A 17,544-nucleotide genomic window follows, 5' to 3' on the forward strand; every position below is an offset into this window, starting at 1 on the left:
CGACCCCATACCCATTGTCCCCCATAGACTGGCACCGTGACTGGAGAAATACAGGTGGTGGGCGGCGCGCTGCTCGACAACCTCGCGAAACCAACCCAACTTCTGGTGGCGCGTCGCAGTGCGCCCGAACAGCTAGCCGGACTGTGGGAATTCCCCGGCGGCAAGGTGGAGGCCGGTGAAACGCCGGAAGCCGCGCTGGCCAGGGAACTGGTGGAAGAACTGGGCGTCAGCGTAGAGCTGGGAACTGAACTGAAGGCGGCGCACGCGCACGGCTGGCCGCTGAATGACCGTGCCAGCATGCGGGTGTACTTCGGCCAGATCTCCGCCGGGCAGCCGCAACCACTGGAAGACCATGATGAGCTGCGTTGGATGCCGTTGAGCGCCCCGGAGGCGATCCTGGCCCTGCCCTGGATCCCGGCGGACCTGCCGATCGTCCGGGCGCTTCTGGCAACCCTCGGCGCTGTGGTTGGTGAGGGCGCGGGCCTTGGCAGCCACCCATCGGTGGCCAACTCCAAAAGCGGCAACTGCTAGAACAGAGCGTCTTGCCCCGTGGTGCTACGACTGGCAGTGCTCGGTTCCGGGATGCTCCCTGCCGGATACTGAGCTTCTTCGACGCGGGGATCGTCAAGGTCTTGGTGGCTGAAACCAGAGGTGGCGGTGAACCCGTGCCGGGCCTTGAAGTAACGCACCTTTGCGGCCAGCCATTGGCGGTACTCAGCGGACGCGTAGGAGCCGTTGCCGTACAGCCTGCGGTATTTTCCGGCGAGTTCCGGATGGGCTCTGGCTATCCACTGCATGAACCATTCGCGCGTCCCGGGTTTGAGGTACAGGGCGCCGGCAGAGACGCCGGTGGCGCCCGCAGCGGCCAGCGCGCTGAACAGCGCGTCCAGGGCGTCGTCGCTATCGGAAAGCCACGGCAGGATGGGCATGGCCATGACGCCGCAGGGCAGGCCAGCCTCACGGAGGCGCGACACCAACTTCAGCCGGGCACGCGGGCCCGGAGTTCCCGGCTCGATCTCTGCGGACAATTCCTCGTTGGTCATGGCCAGCGAGATACCCAACCCCACCGGGACCTGTGCAGCGGCACTTTTCAGCAGCGGAATATCTCGCGCCAGCAGGGTGCCCTTGGTGAGTATGGACAAGGGCGTTCCTGAATCAGCGAGGGCCGAGATGATTCCAGGCATCAGCTGGTACCGGCCCTCAGCCCGTTGATAGGGATCGGTGTTGGTCCCCAATGCCACCTGGTGCCGCCCCCAGGAGGGCTTGGCGAGCTCCTTCCGCAGGACCTCGGCCGCGTTCACTTTGACCACCACTTGGTTGTCGAAGTCCAGCCCGGCGTCGAAATCCAAGTACGTGTGGCTCTTGCGGGCGAAGCAGTAGACGCATGCATGGCTGCAACCGCGGTAAGGGTTGACGGTCCACTCGAACGGCATCTTCGAACCCGCCGGCACCTTGTTGAGCACCGATTTGGCGGTGACCTCATGGAAGGTGATGCCGGCGAATTCGGGAGTGGTCACGGAGCGCACCAGCCCAGCCAGCGGCAGCAACGCCGGGGCAGGCTGGTCGGAAGGATCATCCGATGCCGGGAGCAAGGCTTGTGCGTTCCATCTCATAGACTCCATTCGAAGATATATTCGAATAAAAGTCAATCACCCGGCCCGGTCAGGTTCCGGCGGTACGGCTGCATCAGATCAGGACAGGAGTTCCCACGTGACAGTGACAGCAACGCTGACCTGGTTCTCGCCGGCCTCCACGGCCAGGCTTTCCACCGCCACTGCCCGCTGCATGCCCGCCATCGGGGTTGGTCCGGGCGCAGCGGCAGTGACGCCTTCGGTGACGGAAAGAACCTTGCCAAGGCTGCAACCGGCAAGTGCTGCAAACTGCTCGCCCGTGGCGCGTGCGTTTTGCCAGGCGGTGTCCCGGGCCCGGGTCCGGAGTGCCGATTCATCAGCGATCATGAGCTGCAGGTTGTGCAGCCGGACATCATCTCCGCCAGCGGTCGCTGCAGCCGAAACGGTCCTCGACGCCGAAGCGAGATCGCGCAGCCGCACGGAGAGCGAGCTGGCGGCGATGTAGCCGGCCACCCGTTGGCCTTCACCTTCCCGCCAGACCAGGTCCGCCCTGACGCTGAGGCCGGTGGTCCGGATATCGGCGGCTGCTACTGCGTCGGCTTTGAAAGCGCTGACGACGGCGGCCAGGGCCTTTCCCGCGGCGGCATAGGCTGCCTCAACAGATTCCGCCCGGCTCTCCACCCCAATGGACACCAGCATGAGGTCCGGAGCTGCCTCCGCGATGCCGTGTCCGGAAACGGTGACTGTGCCTGGAACGGCGACTGGTGCCGCAGCGGAAATAGAACCAGTGCCTGATGGCTCTGGCGGGGTACTGGGGTGGCTGGTGTTCATCTGTTTCTCCCTTGGTTAGGTGCTGATTGGACGCACGCTGCCCGTGGGGTAGCCGCCGGCTTCCAGGCCGGCGTTGCGCTCGAAAAAGTTTGCGGAACCGGGGTTGCCGGTCCGCAGCATGGACCACCCTGCGGCGACAAAGTACAACGGCAGGAAAGGCAACCCCAGACACCAGGCGTACTGGGTGCAGTGCCGCTCTTCATGTCCCAACAGCTCCGGCTGTGCCACTAGGTCCCTGGTGCTCCGGCGGTACAGCACCACGTTGCCCACGGTGAAGGCCTGAGCGAACGGTAAGCGCCAGCCGTACCCCTCCGCCAGCAAGAGCCCACGCGGGCCAAGGCTCAACCGGCTGCGGGACGCCAACGCCAAGGCCACGCCCGCCACCGTGCTGCCGTTGAGGACGTTCGCGGCGGCCCGCAGGGACTGGCCAGCCGTCAACGGCGGGCCAACCTCACAACGCTGCGGCAGTGTCATGAGGCCATGCTAGCCGGGGTTCTCACCTAGACTAAGAAGATGTGGCCGCCGGATTCCGGTGCGCCCTGACCTGGTCATTGATTGCCGTTGACTGACGGCAATCATCCATGACCTGCCAGCGACGGAACGTGCCGCGGGGAAACCACGCCGGCTGCTCCGCCGCCGGCAGCCACGACTCGTAGCTAAGAACAGTAGATGACTGAAACTTTGCCGGGCGCTGCCATCCCGAATCCCACGGATGAAGCCGCCATCAACGCCGCAGTAGACAACGCCATCACCGCTATTGCCGGTGCCGAGACCCTTGACGGGCTGAAGGCGGTGCGGCTCGCGCACACCGGCGAGAAGTCGCCCCTGAGCCTCGCCAACCGTGAAATCGGTGGCTTGCCCAAGGACCAGAAGGCGATTGCCGGCAAACTGATGGGCGCCTCCCGCGGCCGGGTCAACAAGGCGCTCGCCGATCGGACGGCAGAGCTGGAAGCCGAGAACGACGCGCGGATCCTGCTGGAAGAGACGGTCGACGTCACTGCCGCACCCCGCCGTCGTCGTGCCGGCGCCCGGCACCCGCTGTCCACCCTGCAGGACCGTGTGGCGGACATCTTCGTGGGCATGGGCTGGGAAATTGCCGAAGGGCCCGAGGTGGAGTCCGAATGGTTCAACTTTGATGCCTTGAACTTCAAACCGGACCACCCCGCCCGCGAAATGCAGGACACCTTCTTCGTGGAACCCCCTGAAGCCCACCTGGTCATGCGGACCCACACCTCGCCGGTGCAGGTGCGGTCCATGCTGGAACGCGAAGTCCCCATCTACGTGCTGTGCCCCGGCAAGGTGTTCCGCACGGACGAACTCGACGCCACGCACACCCCGGTGTTCCACCAGTTCGAAGGCCTGGCCATCGACAAAAACCTGAGCATGGCAGACCTCCTGGGCACCCTGGAACACTTCACCCGGCAAATGTTCGGCGACGAAGCCAAGGTCCGGCTGCGCCCCAACTACTTCCCGTTCACTGAGCCGTCCGCCGAGTTGGACATCTGGCACCCGGGCGCCAAGGGCGGCCCCCGCTGGATCGAGTGGGGTGGCTGCGGCATGATCAACCCGAACGTGCTCCGCGCCGCCGGCATCGATCCGGACGAGTATTCAGGTTTTGCCTTTGGCATGGGCATTGAGCGCGCCCTGATGTTCCGCAACGAAGTGGGGGACATGCGCGACATGATCGAAGGCGATGTACGGTTCAGCGAGCAATTCGGGATGGAGATCTAAGCGTGCGTATCCCACTTTCCTGGCTGCGGGAGTTTGCAGCAGTACCGGCCGGCGCCACGGCCGAAGACGTCATGGCCGAACTGGTTAAGGTCGGTTTCGAAGAAGAGGACGTGCACCGTCCCACCGACACCCTGCAGGGCCCCATTGTGGTGGGTCAGGTCCTGAGCCTGGTCAAGGAGCCGCAGTCCAACGGCAAGACCATCAACTGGTGCCAGGTCCGGGTGGTGCCCGAAGGCCAGCAACAGAGCCTGACCGGCGAGGGCATCGACCCCTCCGGCGTGCAGGGCATCATCTGCGGAGCCCACAACTTTGTTGAAGGGGACAAGGTGGTGGTTACCCTGCCTGGCGCCGTACTGCCTGGCGACTTCCGCATCTCCGCCCGGAAAACGTACGGCCACCTCTCCGCCGGCATGATCGCCTCGGTCCGCGAACTGGGAATCGGCGACGACCATGACGGCATTCTGGTCCTGTCCCGGATCGGCCTGGATCCGGAAATCGGTACGGACGCCATGGAGCTCCTGGGCCTCTACGACCAGGCTGCGGAAATCAACGTCACCCCGGACCGCGGCTACGCCTTCTCCATCCGTGGCGTGGCTCGCGAATACGCCCACGCCACCGGGACGGACTTCAACGACCCCGCAGCGAACGTCTCCGCGCCGGCAGCGCTCACCGGTGGTCACAGTGTCACGCTGGACGATGCCGCTCCCATCTACGGAGTTCCCGGCTGCACCCGCTTCGTGGCCCGCACCGTCCGCGGCGTCAACGCCACCGCGCCCACCCCGCAGTGGATGGTCTCCCGGCTCCGGCTCGCCGGTATCCGGTCCATCTCCTTGCCGGTAGACATCTCCAACTACGTCATGCTGGAACTCGGCCAACCGAACCACTGCTATGACCTGGACAAGCTCACCGGCGGGATCGTGGTGCGCCGCGCCGCCGCCGGGGAGAAGTTCACCACCCTGGACGGCAAGGAGCGGACGCTCGACGCCGAAGATCTCCTGATTACCGACGGTGCGGGAGCGATCGGCATCGCCGGAGTCATGGGCGGCGCCACCACTGAAGTGGGGGACACGACGTCGAACATCCTGGTGGAGGCCGCGATCTTCGATCCGGTCTCGATCGGCAGGTCCCGGCGGCGGCACAAGCTGCCCTCCGAAGCCTCCAAGCGTTTCGAACGCGGCGTCGACTGGCAGCTGAGCAGCATCGCTGCGCAGCGCGTGGTGGACCTCCTGGTGGAACTGGCTGGCGGCACCGCGGACGAGGCTGGCACCGACGTCGGAACCGCACCCCAGCCGGTGACCATCCAGCTGCCGGCAGACTATGCCCAGGCCCGGATTGGTGTTGACTTCACCGCCGACCAGATCACCACATCCTTGGTGGACCTGGGTGCCACGGTGGCGGAAAACGCTGCCGGCTGGGCCGTGACGGTGCCAACCTGGCGACACGACCTTGAAACCAAGGAAGACCTCACCGAGGAAATCGCTCGACTGGTGGGCTACGACAAGATCCCCGCCACGTTGCCTGTGGCGCCTCCAGGCCGCGGTCTCACCCGGACGCAGCAACAGCGACGTCGCCTGATCCAGTCCCTTGCTGACGCTGGGCTCACCGAGGTCTTGGCGTACCCGTTCGTCACCAAGGCGGCCAACGACACGTTCGGTGTGGCTCAGGCCGGTGCCGCGCGGTCTGCCGTGAAGCTCGCCAACCCCATCAGCGAGGAGCAGGGTTTCCTGCGCACCGCCATCCTGCCCGGCCTGATCGAAGTGGCCAAGCGCAACCACTCCCGCGGCTTCCGCGATGTGGCCCTCTTCGAGTCCGGTCTAGTATTCCTGCCGGGCGACGCCGTAGGCACCGCAGCGATTCCGCCGTTGGGCGTCAAACCTGCCGACGAGGTACTGGACGGACTGTACGACGGCGTTCCGGACCAGCCGTTCCACATCGCCGCCGTTTTCACGGGCCACGATTCGCCTGCTGCCGCCGCTCACACGCCACGCATCTGGGACTGGGCTGACGCCCTGGACATTGCCCGGCTTGCCGGCGACGTCTTGGGCGTGGAGCTGGTGGCCAGCCAGGGCAGCCACCAGGCCTTCCACCCGGGCCGCACCGCCATGTTGTCGCTGCGTTCGGGGGAGCTGGTGGGTTACGCCGGTGAGCTGCACCCCAAGCTGTTGGTTGCAGCCGACATGCCTGCCCGCTCGGTCGCGTTCGAACTGAACGCCGACGCACTCTTCGACGCCGCCCCTGACGTCATCGTGGCCCGGCACATCTCCACGTTCCCGTTGGCAACCCAGGACGTGGCCCTGGTGGTTCCGGCAGAGGTACCCGCCGACGCCGTCTTGGCAGCCCTCAGGGAAGGCGCCGGCGAGCTCCTGGAAGATGTGGCCCTATTCGATGTCTATGCGGGCAAGGGCATCGAAGCGGGCAAAAAGTCGCTGGCTTTCGGGCTGCGATTCCGCGCCGATGATCGCACGCTGACTGCCGACGAAGCCTCCGCGGCCCGCGAAAGCGCAGTAGCGCTTGCGGGGGAGCGGTTCGGCGCCGTCCAGCGCTGACCACCGTTTCGATACTGGTAGGGAGTCCCCGCGGTCAACCGGCCGCGGGGACTTTCTGGCTGAGACGGCTTTATTTCTGTTGAGGCAGTGAAGGGATTCTCGTGGTGACAGCCGGCCTGGTGCTCCGCTCACGTCACCTTGCTGCCCCCACTGCCGGTGAACTCCTGCTGCTGGACGCGGCGGAACGGACTCAAGCTGCCGCGATGGTCCCTGCAGCGGCCGAGCGGTTCCTGGCCGGCCGGGTGGCCCAACGTCACTTCGTTGCTGAGCTTCTCCGCGTCCAGCCCACGGAGTTAGCTGCGGCTTACCACTGCCCCACCTGTGGGAACGGCGCCGAGGTCAATCATGGCCGGCCCGGCTACCAGATCGCCGGAGAGCAAGCCCCGTTGGCGTTGTCTACCTCGCGCGCCGCCGGCTGGATCTTGCTGGCGGCCGTGCTGCACCCTGGCCCCGGAGTGCGCTTGGGCGTGGACATTGAAGACCCCGCAGCCACCAGTTTCGCGGGATTCGGTGCGGTGGCGTTGACCGCAGCGGAGCGGGACGTCCTTGCGCCCCTGGCCGGCAGCGCACTTCTCGCAGCCCAGGCCCGGCTCTGGGCCCGGAAAGAGGCCTGGCTGAAAATGACCGGACAGGGGTTACTCACACCACCCGCAGAGGTGGACGTCCTGGCCCGGCCCGGCCTCCGCGACCTCAGCCCCGCCGAAACGGGACTGCCCGCCTTCTTGGCGGCCGCCGTCGTGCTGCACCGTCCCTAGCACGGAAAGCCGCCCAAGGAGCTAGCCAGCCGGCAGCGGCGGCAGTGCCTCCTCGTAGAGCCACGGGTGCAGCAGCGTCTCCGCGTCGATTCCGGTGACCCTGTCCACGGTGAGGATGAAGTCAGCGGTGGACACCGATCCGTGCCGGTGAGTGGTGGTCCAGTCCTGCAAGGTGGCGAAGAACGCGAGGTCCCCGCAGGCGATCCGCAGCGCGTGAACGGCCAGGGCGCCGCGCTTGTAGACCCGGTCATCGAACATCAGCTCGGGTCCGGGGTCGCCCACCAGCAGGTCCTGCGGCTCGGCCTTGAGCCTGCGCCAGGCGGCAGCTGCACGCGCGGCGGCGGTCATGACACCAGCCTCCTCGGACCAGATCCACTCGGCATAGCAGGCGAACCCTTCGTGCAGCCAAATGTCCTGCCACGACGCCACGGTGAGCGAATTGCCGAACCACTGGTGCGACAGTTCATGTGCGATCAGCCGCTGCGCGTCCCAGCCCTGCTCGAGGTGGTTGGGGCCCACGATGGAAAGGCCCTGGGCCTCCAACGGGATTTCGAGGACGTCCTCCGCCACCACCACGGTGTAGGCAGGGAACGGGTAGGGCCCAAAGCAGTTCACGAACGTGCGCATCATGGTGGGTTGATGGGCCAGGCCGCTGCGGGCCTCCGCCGTCAGCGCCGGGGGAACGGCCACGAATTGTTGAACCTGCCCAGGGTGCCGCCCGGTGTCCAACTCCACCAGGGCGTAGCGGCCGATCTGCACTGTCGCCAGATAGGTGGCCATGGGCTCTGCCTGCAGGTAGACCCACGTTTCCCGGCTGGAGCGCGTGGTGTGCAGTTCAAGGGTGCCGTTGCAGACCGCGCGGTAGTTGGCGTCAGTGGTGACGGCGATCCGGTAGCTGGCCTTGTCCCGCGGGTGGTCGTTGCAGGGAAACCACGACGGCGCGCCGTTGGGTTGGCCAGCCACCAGCACCCCGTCGGACAGCTCTTCCCAGCCCACCTCGCCCCACAGCCCACGCCGGGGCCCGGGGTTGCCCTCGTACCTGATCTCCAGGACGAACTCCTGGCCGCGCTGCAGCGGCGTGGCGGTGGAAACCACCAGTTGTTCCGCGCGTTGGCTGAAGCGGGCTACTTTCCGGCCGTCCAGCTGGACCTTGGTGGCGCGAAGCCCGGCAAGGTCCAACACAATGGCCGACGTCGGACCCTGGGCAATGCCGTTGAGCACCGCCTTGCCGCTGAGCCGGTTGCTGCTGACTTTGTAGTCGATTGCGAGGTCATAGTGCAGCACCCGGTACGCCTCGGTGCCTGCCCCCGGAAGGTACGGATCGGGGGCGCTGCCGCTCCCGTTGCCGGTGGTGCCGCGGACGGGTACTGCTGAGGAACTCATGGACGACCTTATGTAGCTGTGGATCTGGTTCAGGCGCGGGTGGTGGGGCCCGTCCAGGGACTGACCGGGTTTCCCATCCAATAGGTGGCATTGGGAACTGATTCGCCCCGCATCACCAAAGACGCCGGACCCACTGTGCCGCCGGCGCCAATACTTGCCTGGGGCAGGATGACGCCGTGTGGACCCATGGTGGCGCCGTCTTCGAGCGTAACAGCGTCAAGGCTCATCACCCGGTCGTGGAACAGGTGGGTCTGCACCACGCAGCCGCGGTTCACGGTGGAGTTGCGGCCGAGGCTCACCAGATCGGCCTCGGGCAACCAGTAACTTTCGCACCAGGTGCCGGTGCCGATTTTCGCGCCAAGTGCGCGCAGCCACCACACCAGGGCAGGTGTGCCGGTGGCGGAGCGGGCAAACCAGGGTGCGCTGACCATTTCGATGAACGTGTCCACCACTTCGTTGCGCCAAATAAAGGAGCTCCACAGAGGGTGCTCACCGGCCCGGATCCGTCCCACCAGCACCCATTTGGCCACCACCGAGGAGGCTGCTGCCACGGCGCCGGCCACCAACATGACCACACCGCTGAGAAGTGCAGCGATGCCATAGTTCAGGGTGGTGGCCAGCCAGTCGAAGGCCAGCATCGCGGCCACGGCGATCGCCACGGTGAGGACCACCGGCACGAACCGGCCCAGTTCCCACAGCGTCCGGGCAACCTTGAGCTTGAACGGCGGCTCGAACGTGCGTGAATCATCGGTGGAGATGGCGGTCCGTCTGAGGCGCACCGGAGGGCTGCCCAGCCACGAGGTACCGGATTTTGCCTTGGCCGGGGTGGCGGACAAGACTGCCACCAGCGAGTTCTTGGGCACGTTGCGACCAGCGGCCGTCATGCCCGAGTTGCCGAGGAAGGAGCGCCGGCCGATCTTTGCCGGGGCCACCCGCAGCCAGCCGCCGTCGAGCTCGTAGGACGCCACCATGGTGTCGTCGGCCAGGAAGGCGCCCTCGCCAACGGTGGTCATCTTGGGAATGAGCAGCACGGTGGATGCTTCCACGTTCTTGCCGATCTTGGCGCCCAGCAGGCGCAGCCAGATCGGGGTGAACAGGCTTGCGTAGATGGGGAAGAGGAGGTCGCGGGCCAGGTCCAGGACGCGTTCGGTGGCCCACACCTGCCAGCCCACCCGGCTGCGGACCCGGTGGTACCCCGCGGTCAGGCCAATGCCGAGCAGCCGGGTGGTGCCCAGGATGAGCAGCCCGTTGGTCAAGAACCAGGCGAGTGCGGCGGGGACCAAGGCAGCGGCCAGGCCGGGCAGGGCGGCGCCCAGGGAGCTGCTGCCTTGGATGAATGGCAGGCCTACCAGGATGGCAACGCCGGCGGAGATGAACGGCAGCAGCGCCAGGATGCCCGAGGCTGCAGCGAAGCCGGTAAACCACAGCCGGCCCAGCCTGCGGCTTTGCGGCGGGGCGTCGGGATAAGTGTGCTTGGCTTTGCCGCGACGCTGCGCGGGTGAGCCGGCCACCAGGTGACCGGCCTTGACCTTGCCCAGGACGGCGGAGCCCGGCTCAACCTGCGCGCCGGCTCCAATGGAGGCTCCGGGCATCAGCGTGCTGCGGGCGCCCACTGTGGCGCCGGCTCCGATCCGGACGGCACCAATGTGGACGCTGTCGCCGTCGATCCACCAGCCTGAGAGATCAACTTCCGGTTCCACGTTGGCGCCCGGGCCCAGCGTGAGCAGGCCCGTCACCGGGGGGAGCGAGTGCAGTTGGACGTCGCGGCCGATCTTGGCGCCCAACGCCCTGGCGTAGTAGGGGACGAAGGGGGCGCTGGCCAGGCTGATGGCACCGGCCAGATCCTGGATTTGTTCCGCCAGCCACAGCCGCAGGTGCACTCGGCCGGAACGGGGATAGGTTCCCGCCTGGACTCCGCGGAGCAGGAAGCGGGCAGCGCCCACGGCAATCAGCATTCGGCCTGCCGGGCTGACGAAAACCAGCCACGATGCTGCCACCCACCACCACGAAACAGTTGGCGCAGCGGAGAACCCGGCCAGGGCAAACAGGAGGTTGTTGGCAGCCATCACGTAGGTCAGCCAGCGCATGCCCACCAGGACGTAGAGCGGACCACCCATAAGGGTCTGGAAAATCTGGGACTTCAGCGCCGTGGGCCGGACGGTCCGCTCAGCGGCCGGGCCGGAGGCGCCGCCCGGGTTGGACAGTCGGGCGAGTTCAACGAGCGCACCCACGCGGGGCGTCGCATAGATGTCGGCGACCGTCACGGTGGGGTAGCGCCGACGAAGGGCAGAGACCAGTTGCGCCGCGGACAGTGAACCGCCGCCGTACGCGAAGAAGTCGGCGTCCAGCGAGGTCACGGGGCTGCCCAGGACGGCACTCCATTGCTCCACGATCCAGGCGGCGTCCGCTGGCAGGTTCAGTGGCGCAGCATCGGCCTCGGCAGCTCCGGCGCCGGCCAGTGGCCAGGGCAGCGCGTTCCGGTCCACCTTACCGCTGGTCTTGGTGGGCAAGGAGTCCACCACCGTGAGCAGCGGGATCAACGCGGCGGGAAGGTTGGCCAACAGCAGCTGGCGGGCCTCGGTAACGTCCAGTTCATGACCGGCCGACGCCGCCAGGTAACCCACCAGAATCTGGTTGCCTGCCGCGGTGGTCCGGACAGCCGCGGCCGCACCGCCGACGTGGGGCAGGGCTTGAAGCGCGGCATCGATTTCGCCGAGTTCGATCCGGCGCCCGCCCAGTTTGACCTGCTCATCCGCCCGGCCCTGGAAGATCAGGCCAGCGGCTTCGTAGCGCACGAGGTCCCCGGAACGGTAGGCGCGGTCCCAGCCGAGGCTGGGCATCGGGGCGTACTTTTCGGCGTCCTTGGCGGGATCCAGGTAGCGGGCCAGGCCCACGCCACCGATGATCAACTCACCAATTTCACCCTCGGCCACTGGGACGGCGTCGGCGTCCACCACGGCCAGGTCCCAGCCGTCCAGCGGCAGCCCAATCCTGACGGGTCCCGGTCCGCCCAAGGGTGCGGCGCACGCCACGACCGTGGCCTCGGTGGGCCCGTAGGTGTTCCAGACTTCACGGCCGTCTACCGCCAGGCGCTCGGACAGTTCGGGCGGGCAGGCTTCGCCGCCGAAGATGAGCAGCCGGACGCTTTCGAGCGATTCTGCGGGCCACAGCGCCGCCAGTGTTGGGACGGTGGAGACGGCGGTGATGCCGTGGCTGATCAGCCACGGACCGAGGTCCATGCCGGTGCGGACCAGTGCACGCGGCGCGGGGACCAAGCATGCGCCGTGACGCCAGGCGAGCCACATTTCCTCGCAGGACGCATCGAAGGCTACTGACAGGCCGGCAAGCACCCGGTCTTGTGGGCCCAACGGCTCCTCGGCCAAGAAGATACGGGCTTCGGCGTCCACGAAGGCCGCGGCGGACCGGTGCTGGACGGCCACGCCCTTGGGGGTACCGGTGGACCCCGAGGTGAAGATGATCCAGGCATCGTCCTCGGGAGCGGGTGGCCTGGCATCGACGAACGGGGTGGTCCGGGTGGACCCGGTGAGGACGCCGCCTGCACCCAGGACGCCAGCTACCTTCGCCTCGCCAAACACGAGCCGGGCACGTTCTTCGGGATCGTCGGCGTCGACGGGCACGTACGCCGCACCCACCAGGAGAATGGCCAGGATGGAAATGTACAGGTCGTTGGTGCCGGAGGGGATCCGGACACCGATCTTGTCGCCGGCGCCCAGGCCAGCCAGATGCAGCTTCCGGGCCGCCGCGCGAACGGCCGTCAGCAGCTGGGAGTAGCTGAGCGACTGCTGGCCGTCGTCGAGCGCTGACGCCTCGGGATGACGCTCGGCGGTCTCGTGCAGGATGTCCACCAGGGTGCGGACCGGCGGTGCGGCCAACGAACCAGGCAGCTGCGGCGCATGGATCACGGCGGCCGACGGCGGCGCGTCGGGGCCGCTTAACGGCGCCCCTTCTTCGGGCACAGGGGAGTCGGTCGCTACGAAGGAAGGATCGTTCCCCGAGGGAAGTTGCTGATCAGTCACCCGCGCATTATTCAGGGATCAGGTGAACAAAAGGTGTCGACGCGGCCAGGACGCGCCATTTTTCCTCGATTTATGACCTGCCGACCGCAGCGCACGCCGTGTTCCTGGACACACTCCCGAGGGCGGGGACGGGCTACGGCACCAAAAGGACCTTCCCGGTGGTGCGGCGGCCCTCAAGATCGCGGTGGGCTTGGCCTGCCTCGGCCAACGCGTAGCTGGCGCCGATCCGGACCTTGAGGCTCCCGTTGGCCGCGGCGGCGAAGATCTCGCCCGACCGCCAACGCCGCTCTTCGGCGTCCAGGAGGTAGCTCGCCATGGTGGGACGGGTCAGGAACAGTGAGCCGCCAGCGTTCAGCCGTTGCGGATCCACGGGCGGGACCGGGCCGGACGCTCCACCGAAAAGGACCAGCGTGCCACGGATTCGCAGTGACTCGAGTGAGCCGTCGAACGTGTCTTTCCCTACGCCGTCGAACACCACATGGGCTCCCACGCCGCCCGTAATATCGCGGACCTTGGCGGCGAATCCGTCGTACCGCAGCACGTGGTCTGCGCCGGCGTCGGCCGCCAACTGCTCTTTCTCGTCGGTTGAGACGGTGGTGATGACCTGTGCGCCGCGGGCCTTCAGGAGCTGGATGAGGAGCAGGCCTACGCCGCCAGCGCCGGCATGCAAGAGGACGGTCTGCCCCGACTCCACCTTGAAGGTGGAGTTCATCAGGTAATGGGCGGTCATGCCTTGCAGGGGGAGGGCGGCAGCCGTCCGGTCATCAAGGCCGTCCGGGATGGGGAGCGCCGCCTCGGCGGGGAGCACGGCGTACTCGGCGTAGCAGTCGAATCCCTCGGCCGTAGCCACCCTGTCGCCGACGGCAAGGTCGGTGACACCGGCACCAACGGAGGTGACAGTGCCCGCCGCCTCGGAACCGGGAGTGAACGGGAAGGGCACCTGATATACGCCGCTGCGCTTATAGGTGTCGATGAAATTGACGCCGGCTGCACCTACCCGGATCACCACCTGGTCAGGACCTGCCTTGGGGCGGTCGCGCTCCGCCAGTTCCAGTACCTCGGGTCCGCCAGCGTGCCGGGCCACAATTGCATGCATAATACGACTCCCCTTCCGAGGAGAGGACTTCCCTGCCCCGATCTTGGAACCATCCTAGTCAGATACGCTCCATGCGCGATGACGAGCTGGCGGGTGCCGCCGATACGCGGCGGCCGCTGCCGCCGCTAGAAGCGCCGCGTGACGGTAGCCATGGGGCACTCGAAGTGGCGCCCAGCGGATAGCCCCACGTTATTGAGGTAGCGGACAATGATGCCGTAGGACTGGAACAGGGTGGTCTCCGTGTAGGGGACCTGGTGCGTCTTGCAGTATTCGCGGACGATCTTGGCAGCTTTGTCCAGCTGGGGGCGAGCCATGTCCGGAAAGAGGTGGTGTTCGGCTTGGCGGTTCAGGCCACCGAGCAGGATGTCCATGAACCGGCCGCCAGAAATGTTCCGTGAGGTCAAGACCTGGCGGCTGAAGAAGTCCACGCGGCTGTCCGCTGGGAGGACCGGCATGCCTTTGTGATTCGGGGCGAACGCAGCGCCCATGTAGAAGCCGAAGACGCCGAGTTGCACGCCGATGAAGGCGAAGGCCATCCCCAGCGGGAGGAGGGTGAAGGCGAGCACGGGAAGCAGACCCAGCCGGACCGCCAGGATGGGAAGCTCCACCCAGCGGTGCTTGACCTTGGCCCGGCGGAACACGAACCGCACCGAGTCAATCTGCAAACCGAGACCCACCAGGAACAACAGGGGGAAGAAGAACCAGCCCTGTTTACGGGTGAGGAAGGAAAACCTGCCCTGCCGGGTCGCCGCAGCCTCAGCATGGAAAGCGATGGCCCCGGTGGCAATATCAGGATCTTTGGAAATGACGTTGGGGTGATTGTGATGCGCTCCGTGCTTCTGCTCCCACCACGAGTAGCTCATACCTGCAACCGACGTGGCCAGGAGCCGGGCCGTCCAGTCGTTGGCCCGTCGAGAAGCAAAGATTTGGCGGTGCCCGGCTTCGTGCGCGAGGAAGCTCAGCTGCGTGCAGAGAATCCCTACTGCCGCGGCGATCAGGAGTTGGAACCAACTATCGCCAATCAGGGCGAAACCGAACCACGTGGCCGTCATGAGGAGCACCAAGGTGGAAAAGAGTGTGATGTAGAAGCCCACTCGGCGCTCCAGAAGGCCTTCAGCCTTGACGCTCTTCAAGAGTTCCGAATAGCTTAGGACTACTGCGTTAGGCTGCCGGACCCGGGATGTGATGCGTTTTGGGGTAGATGCAATGGCGGTCATGGGGCTGGGCCTCGTTACTGTTTCGGGCAACAGTGCAGCCGACACTCGGCCTGCACGGTTAGATCACCCTGCTTCCAGCCTACGCGCACGTGTCTAGTCGGGTTTCTTGAGGCAATCGCAGAGACATGCATAAATATCGGGCACCATGAATAATTTTGCTGTAAGATTCAGGGCATGACTATTTCTGTAGCGGTCTCTGGAGCCAGCGGCTACGCCGGGGGAGAGGTCCTCCGGCTGCTTGCCGGCCACCCGGACGTCACCATTGGTGCCATCACGGCACATAGCAACGCCGGGTCCCGGCTCGGCGAACTCCAGCCGCACCTGCATGGGCTGGCGAGCCGCATCCTCGAGGACACCACGGTGGAAAACCTTGCCGGCCACGACGTGGTGTTTCTGGCACTGCCGCACGGTGCCTCTGCGGAGATCGCCGCTCAGTTGCCTGCAGGCACGGTAGTGATCGACGCCGGCGCAGACCACCGCCTGGCGGATCCCGCCGCGTGGGAGAAGTTCTATGGCTCCCCGCACGCTGGCACCTGGCCGTACGGACTGCCCGAGTTGCCGGGCCAGCGCGAAGCGCTCAAGGGCGCTACCCGGATTGCCGTCCCCGGCTGCTACCCCACGTCCGCGCTGCTTGCCCTGGCCCCCGGCTTCGCCGCCAACCTGCTGGAGCTCGACGACGTCGTGATCATCTCTGCCTCAGGTACCTCCGGCGCCGGCAAGGCAGCCAAGGTCAACTTAATCGGCTCCGAGGTGATGGGGTCCATGAGCCCCTACGGCGTGGGCGGCGGACACCGCCACACCCCCGAAATCGAACAGGGCCTCAGTGGTGTGGCCGGCGGGCAGGTCTCGGTGTCTTTCACACCGACGCTGGCCCCCATGAGCCGCGGAATCCTGACCACCGCAACTGCCAAGGTCAAGGCCGGCGTGACCGCCGAGGACCTCCGCCAAGCGTGGGCTGACGCCTACGACGACGAGCCGTTCGTGCACTTGCTCCCCGAGGGGCAGTGGCCAGCCACGAAGTCGGTGGTGGGCTCAAACCATGCAGCCTTGCAGTTGGCTTACGATCCGCACGCCAACCGGGTGATAGTCACCTGCGTGATCGACAACCTCACCAAGGGCACCGCCGGTGGCGCCATCCAATCGATGAACATTGCACTGGGCCTGCCCGAAGCGGCCGGCCTTAACCTCCAGGGAGTAGCACCGTGACCGTCACAGTACCCAAGGGATTCCGCGCCGCTGGCGTCACCGCTGGCCTGAAAGCCTCCGGCAAGCCTGATCTTGCGTTGGTGGTCAACGACGGCCCCAGCAAGGCCGCCGCCGCCGTTTTCACCAGCAACCGGGTGGCCGCAGCGCCGGTGCACTGGTCCCGCCAGGTGGTCTCGGACGGCCGGGTCGACGCCGTGGTGCTGAATTCCGGCGGCGCCAACGCCTGCACCGGACCCATCGGCTTCCAGAACACCCACAGCACTGCCGAAAAAGTCGCCGAAGTTCTGGGTCTTTCCGCTACTGACGTGTTTGTCTGCTCTACCGGCCTGATCGGTGAGCAGTTGCCCATGGACAAGATCCTGCCTGGTGTGGATGCTGCGGCAGCCGCGTTGAACCCCGACGGCGGTGCTGCCGCCGGCGAGGCGATTATGACCACCGACTCGGTGCCCAAATCGGCCTTGTTCATCGGTTCGGACGCGGACGGCCGGGAATTCAGCATTGGCGGCATCGCCAAGGGTGCCGGCATGCTGGCACCAGGCCTAGCCACGATGCTGGTTGTCATCACCACTGACGCCGCCGTGGACGCCGACCTGCTGGACACCGTCCTGCGGGACGCCACCAGGGTCACGTTCGACAGGACAGATTCTGACGGCTGCATGTCCACCAACGACACCGTGGTGCTGCTGGCCTCCGGTGCTTCCGGTGCCGTGCCCACGGCCGCCGACTTTGGCTTGGGCCTCACGCAGGTCTGCGCCGAACTCGCCCGCAAGCTCATTGGCGATGCTGAGGGCGCCAGCCACGATATCGCCATTCGGACCTTCAACGCTGCCTCCGAGGCAGACGCAGAAACGGTCAGCCGTTCGGTGGCCCGGTCCAACCTGTTCAAGGCGGCCATCTTCGGCAAGGACCCCAACTGGGGGCGCGTGCTTTCCGCTGTTGGCACCACCGACGCTGCGTTCAATCCCGACGAACTTAACGTGGCCATGAACGGGATTCAGATCTGCCGCAACGGCAGCATCGGCGATGACCGCGACCTGGTCGATTTGGAGCCTCGCGAGGTCGTGGTGGAGATCGACCTGCAGGCGGGCGACGCCGAAGCCACCATCTGGACCAACGACCTGACCCACGACTACGTCCACGAGAACAGCGCCTACTCGAGCTGATTGCCCTG

The 17,544-nt window shown here is 66.3% G+C and carries 13 protein-coding genes; 6 read left to right on the top strand and 7 right to left on the bottom strand.

Annotated features, from left to right (window positions below; all coding sequences use genetic code 11):
- The first annotated feature begins 36 nt into the window (after window positions 1-36).
- A complete protein-coding gene (locus tag PSET11_RS12780) occupies window positions 37-531 on the top strand; it encodes a (deoxy)nucleoside triphosphate pyrophosphohydrolase (protein WP_124092701.1) in 495 nt (164 codons plus the stop codon).
- Here the strand turns inward: PSET11_RS12780 and PSET11_RS12785 are convergent.
- The 3 genes from PSET11_RS12785 to PSET11_RS12795 form a co-directional block, all read right to left on the bottom strand.
- Complete coding sequence (locus PSET11_RS12785; RefSeq protein WP_124092702.1) at window positions 528-1,613, bottom strand: Rv2578c family radical SAM protein; 1,086 nt, start codon at window positions 1,611-1,613, stop codon at window positions 528-530. The genes PSET11_RS12780 and PSET11_RS12785 overlap by 4 nt on opposite strands.
- Window positions 1,614-1,691: 78 nt before the next feature.
- Window positions 1,692-2,402 carry an SIMPL domain-containing protein gene (locus PSET11_RS12790; RefSeq protein ID WP_124092703.1) on the bottom strand — a complete coding sequence of 237 codons (711 nt, stop codon included), beginning with the start codon at window positions 2,400-2,402 and terminating at the stop codon, window positions 1,692-1,694.
- 15 nt (window positions 2,403-2,417) lie between these two features.
- Window positions 2,418-2,876 (bottom strand): hypothetical protein, encoded by a 459-nt coding sequence (locus tag PSET11_RS12795; protein ID WP_238989145.1) that lies wholly within the window; start codon window positions 2,874-2,876, stop codon window positions 2,418-2,420.
- Window positions 2,877-3,071: 195 nt separating this feature from the next.
- Between PSET11_RS12795 and pheS the strand changes: the two genes are divergently transcribed.
- The 3 genes from pheS (at window position 3,072) to PSET11_RS12810 (ending at window position 7,434) form a co-directional block, all read left to right on the top strand.
- Entirely contained in the window at window positions 3,072-4,133 is a 1,062-nt protein-coding gene (pheS, locus tag PSET11_RS12800) for a phenylalanine--tRNA ligase subunit alpha (RefSeq protein WP_124092704.1), read from the top strand.
- A 2-nt stretch (window positions 4,134-4,135) separates the two neighbouring features.
- The gene (pheT, locus tag PSET11_RS12805; RefSeq protein ID WP_124092705.1) at window positions 4,136-6,679 is read left to right on the top strand and encodes a phenylalanine--tRNA ligase subunit beta; all 2,544 of its coding nucleotides are present in this window, start codon (window positions 4,136-4,138) and stop codon (window positions 6,677-6,679) included.
- 101 nt (window positions 6,680-6,780) lie between these two features.
- Window positions 6,781-7,434 (top strand): 4'-phosphopantetheinyl transferase family protein, encoded by a 654-nt coding sequence (locus tag PSET11_RS12810; RefSeq protein ID WP_238989146.1) that lies wholly within the window; start codon window positions 6,781-6,783, stop codon window positions 7,432-7,434.
- Window positions 7,435-7,455: 21 nt separating this feature from the next.
- Here the strand turns inward: PSET11_RS12810 and PSET11_RS12815 are convergent, their stop codons facing one another.
- The 4 genes from PSET11_RS12815 to PSET11_RS12830 all read right to left on the bottom strand — a co-directional run bounded on the left by PSET11_RS12815 (window position 7,456) and on the right by PSET11_RS12830 (window position 15,167).
- Window positions 7,456-8,817, bottom strand: coding sequence for a M1 family metallopeptidase (locus PSET11_RS12815; protein WP_124092706.1), 1,362 nt, complete (start codon window positions 8,815-8,817; stop codon window positions 7,456-7,458).
- Between the two features lie 29 nt (window positions 8,818-8,846).
- Window positions 8,847-12,740, bottom strand: a complete 3,894-nt coding sequence (locus tag PSET11_RS12820) for a Pls/PosA family non-ribosomal peptide synthetase (protein ID WP_124092737.1) — start codon at window positions 12,738-12,740, stop codon at window positions 8,847-8,849.
- A gap of 247 nt (window positions 12,741-12,987) precedes the next feature.
- Window positions 12,988-13,953: a quinone oxidoreductase family protein gene (locus PSET11_RS12825; protein WP_124092707.1), complete on the bottom strand. Its 966-nt coding sequence runs from the start codon at window positions 13,951-13,953 to the stop codon at window positions 12,988-12,990.
- A 122-nt stretch (window positions 13,954-14,075) separates the two neighbouring features.
- On the bottom strand, window positions 14,076-15,167 hold the full coding sequence (locus tag PSET11_RS12830; protein WP_124092708.1) for a fatty acid desaturase family protein: 1,092 nt from the start codon (window positions 15,165-15,167) through the stop codon (window positions 14,076-14,078).
- A 174-nt stretch (window positions 15,168-15,341) separates the two neighbouring features.
- Here PSET11_RS12830 and argC point away from each other — a divergent pair, with 174 nt between their 5' ends.
- On the top strand, window positions 15,342-16,373 hold the full coding sequence (gene argC / locus PSET11_RS12835; protein ID WP_124092709.1) for an N-acetyl-gamma-glutamyl-phosphate reductase: 1,032 nt from the start codon (window positions 15,342-15,344) through the stop codon (window positions 16,371-16,373).
- Window positions 16,370-17,536, top strand: coding sequence for a bifunctional glutamate N-acetyltransferase/amino-acid acetyltransferase ArgJ (gene argJ, locus PSET11_RS12840; RefSeq protein WP_124092710.1), 1,167 nt, complete (start codon window positions 16,370-16,372; stop codon window positions 17,534-17,536). The genes argC and argJ overlap by 4 nt, the downstream gene beginning before the upstream one ends.
- Window positions 17,537-17,544: the final 8 nt, after the last annotated feature.

Source organism: Arthrobacter ulcerisalmonis (assembly GCF_900609065.1).
In the GTDB taxonomy this organism is placed as follows: Bacteria; Actinomycetota; Actinomycetes; order Actinomycetales; family Micrococcaceae; genus Arthrobacter; species Arthrobacter ulcerisalmonis.

Bases quoted from the DNA above. Each gene is read 5' to 3' on its own strand.
- PSET11_RS12785 (WP_124092702.1), bottom strand. From the start codon at position 1,613: ATGAGATGGAACGCACAAGCCTTGCTCCCGGCATCGGATGATCCTTCC.
- PSET11_RS12790 (WP_124092703.1), bottom strand. From the start codon at position 2,402: ATGAACACCAGCCACCCCAGTACCCCGCCAGAGCCATCAGGCACTGGT.
- PSET11_RS12795 (WP_238989145.1), bottom strand. From the start codon at position 2,876: ATGACACTGCCGCAGCGTTGTGAGGTTGGCCCGCCGTTGACGGCTGGC.
- pheS (WP_124092704.1), top strand. From the start codon at position 3,072: ATGACTGAAACTTTGCCGGGCGCTGCCATCCCGAATCCCACGGATGAA.
- PSET11_RS12815 (WP_124092706.1), bottom strand. From the start codon at position 8,817: ATGAGTTCCTCAGCAGTACCCGTCCGCGGCACCACCGGCAACGGGAGC.
- PSET11_RS12830 (WP_124092708.1), bottom strand. From the start codon at position 15,167: ATGACCGCCATTGCATCTACCCCAAAACGCATCACATCCCGGGTCCGG.
- argC (WP_124092709.1), top strand. From the start codon at position 15,342: ATGACTATTTCTGTAGCGGTCTCTGGAGCCAGCGGCTACGCCGGGGGA.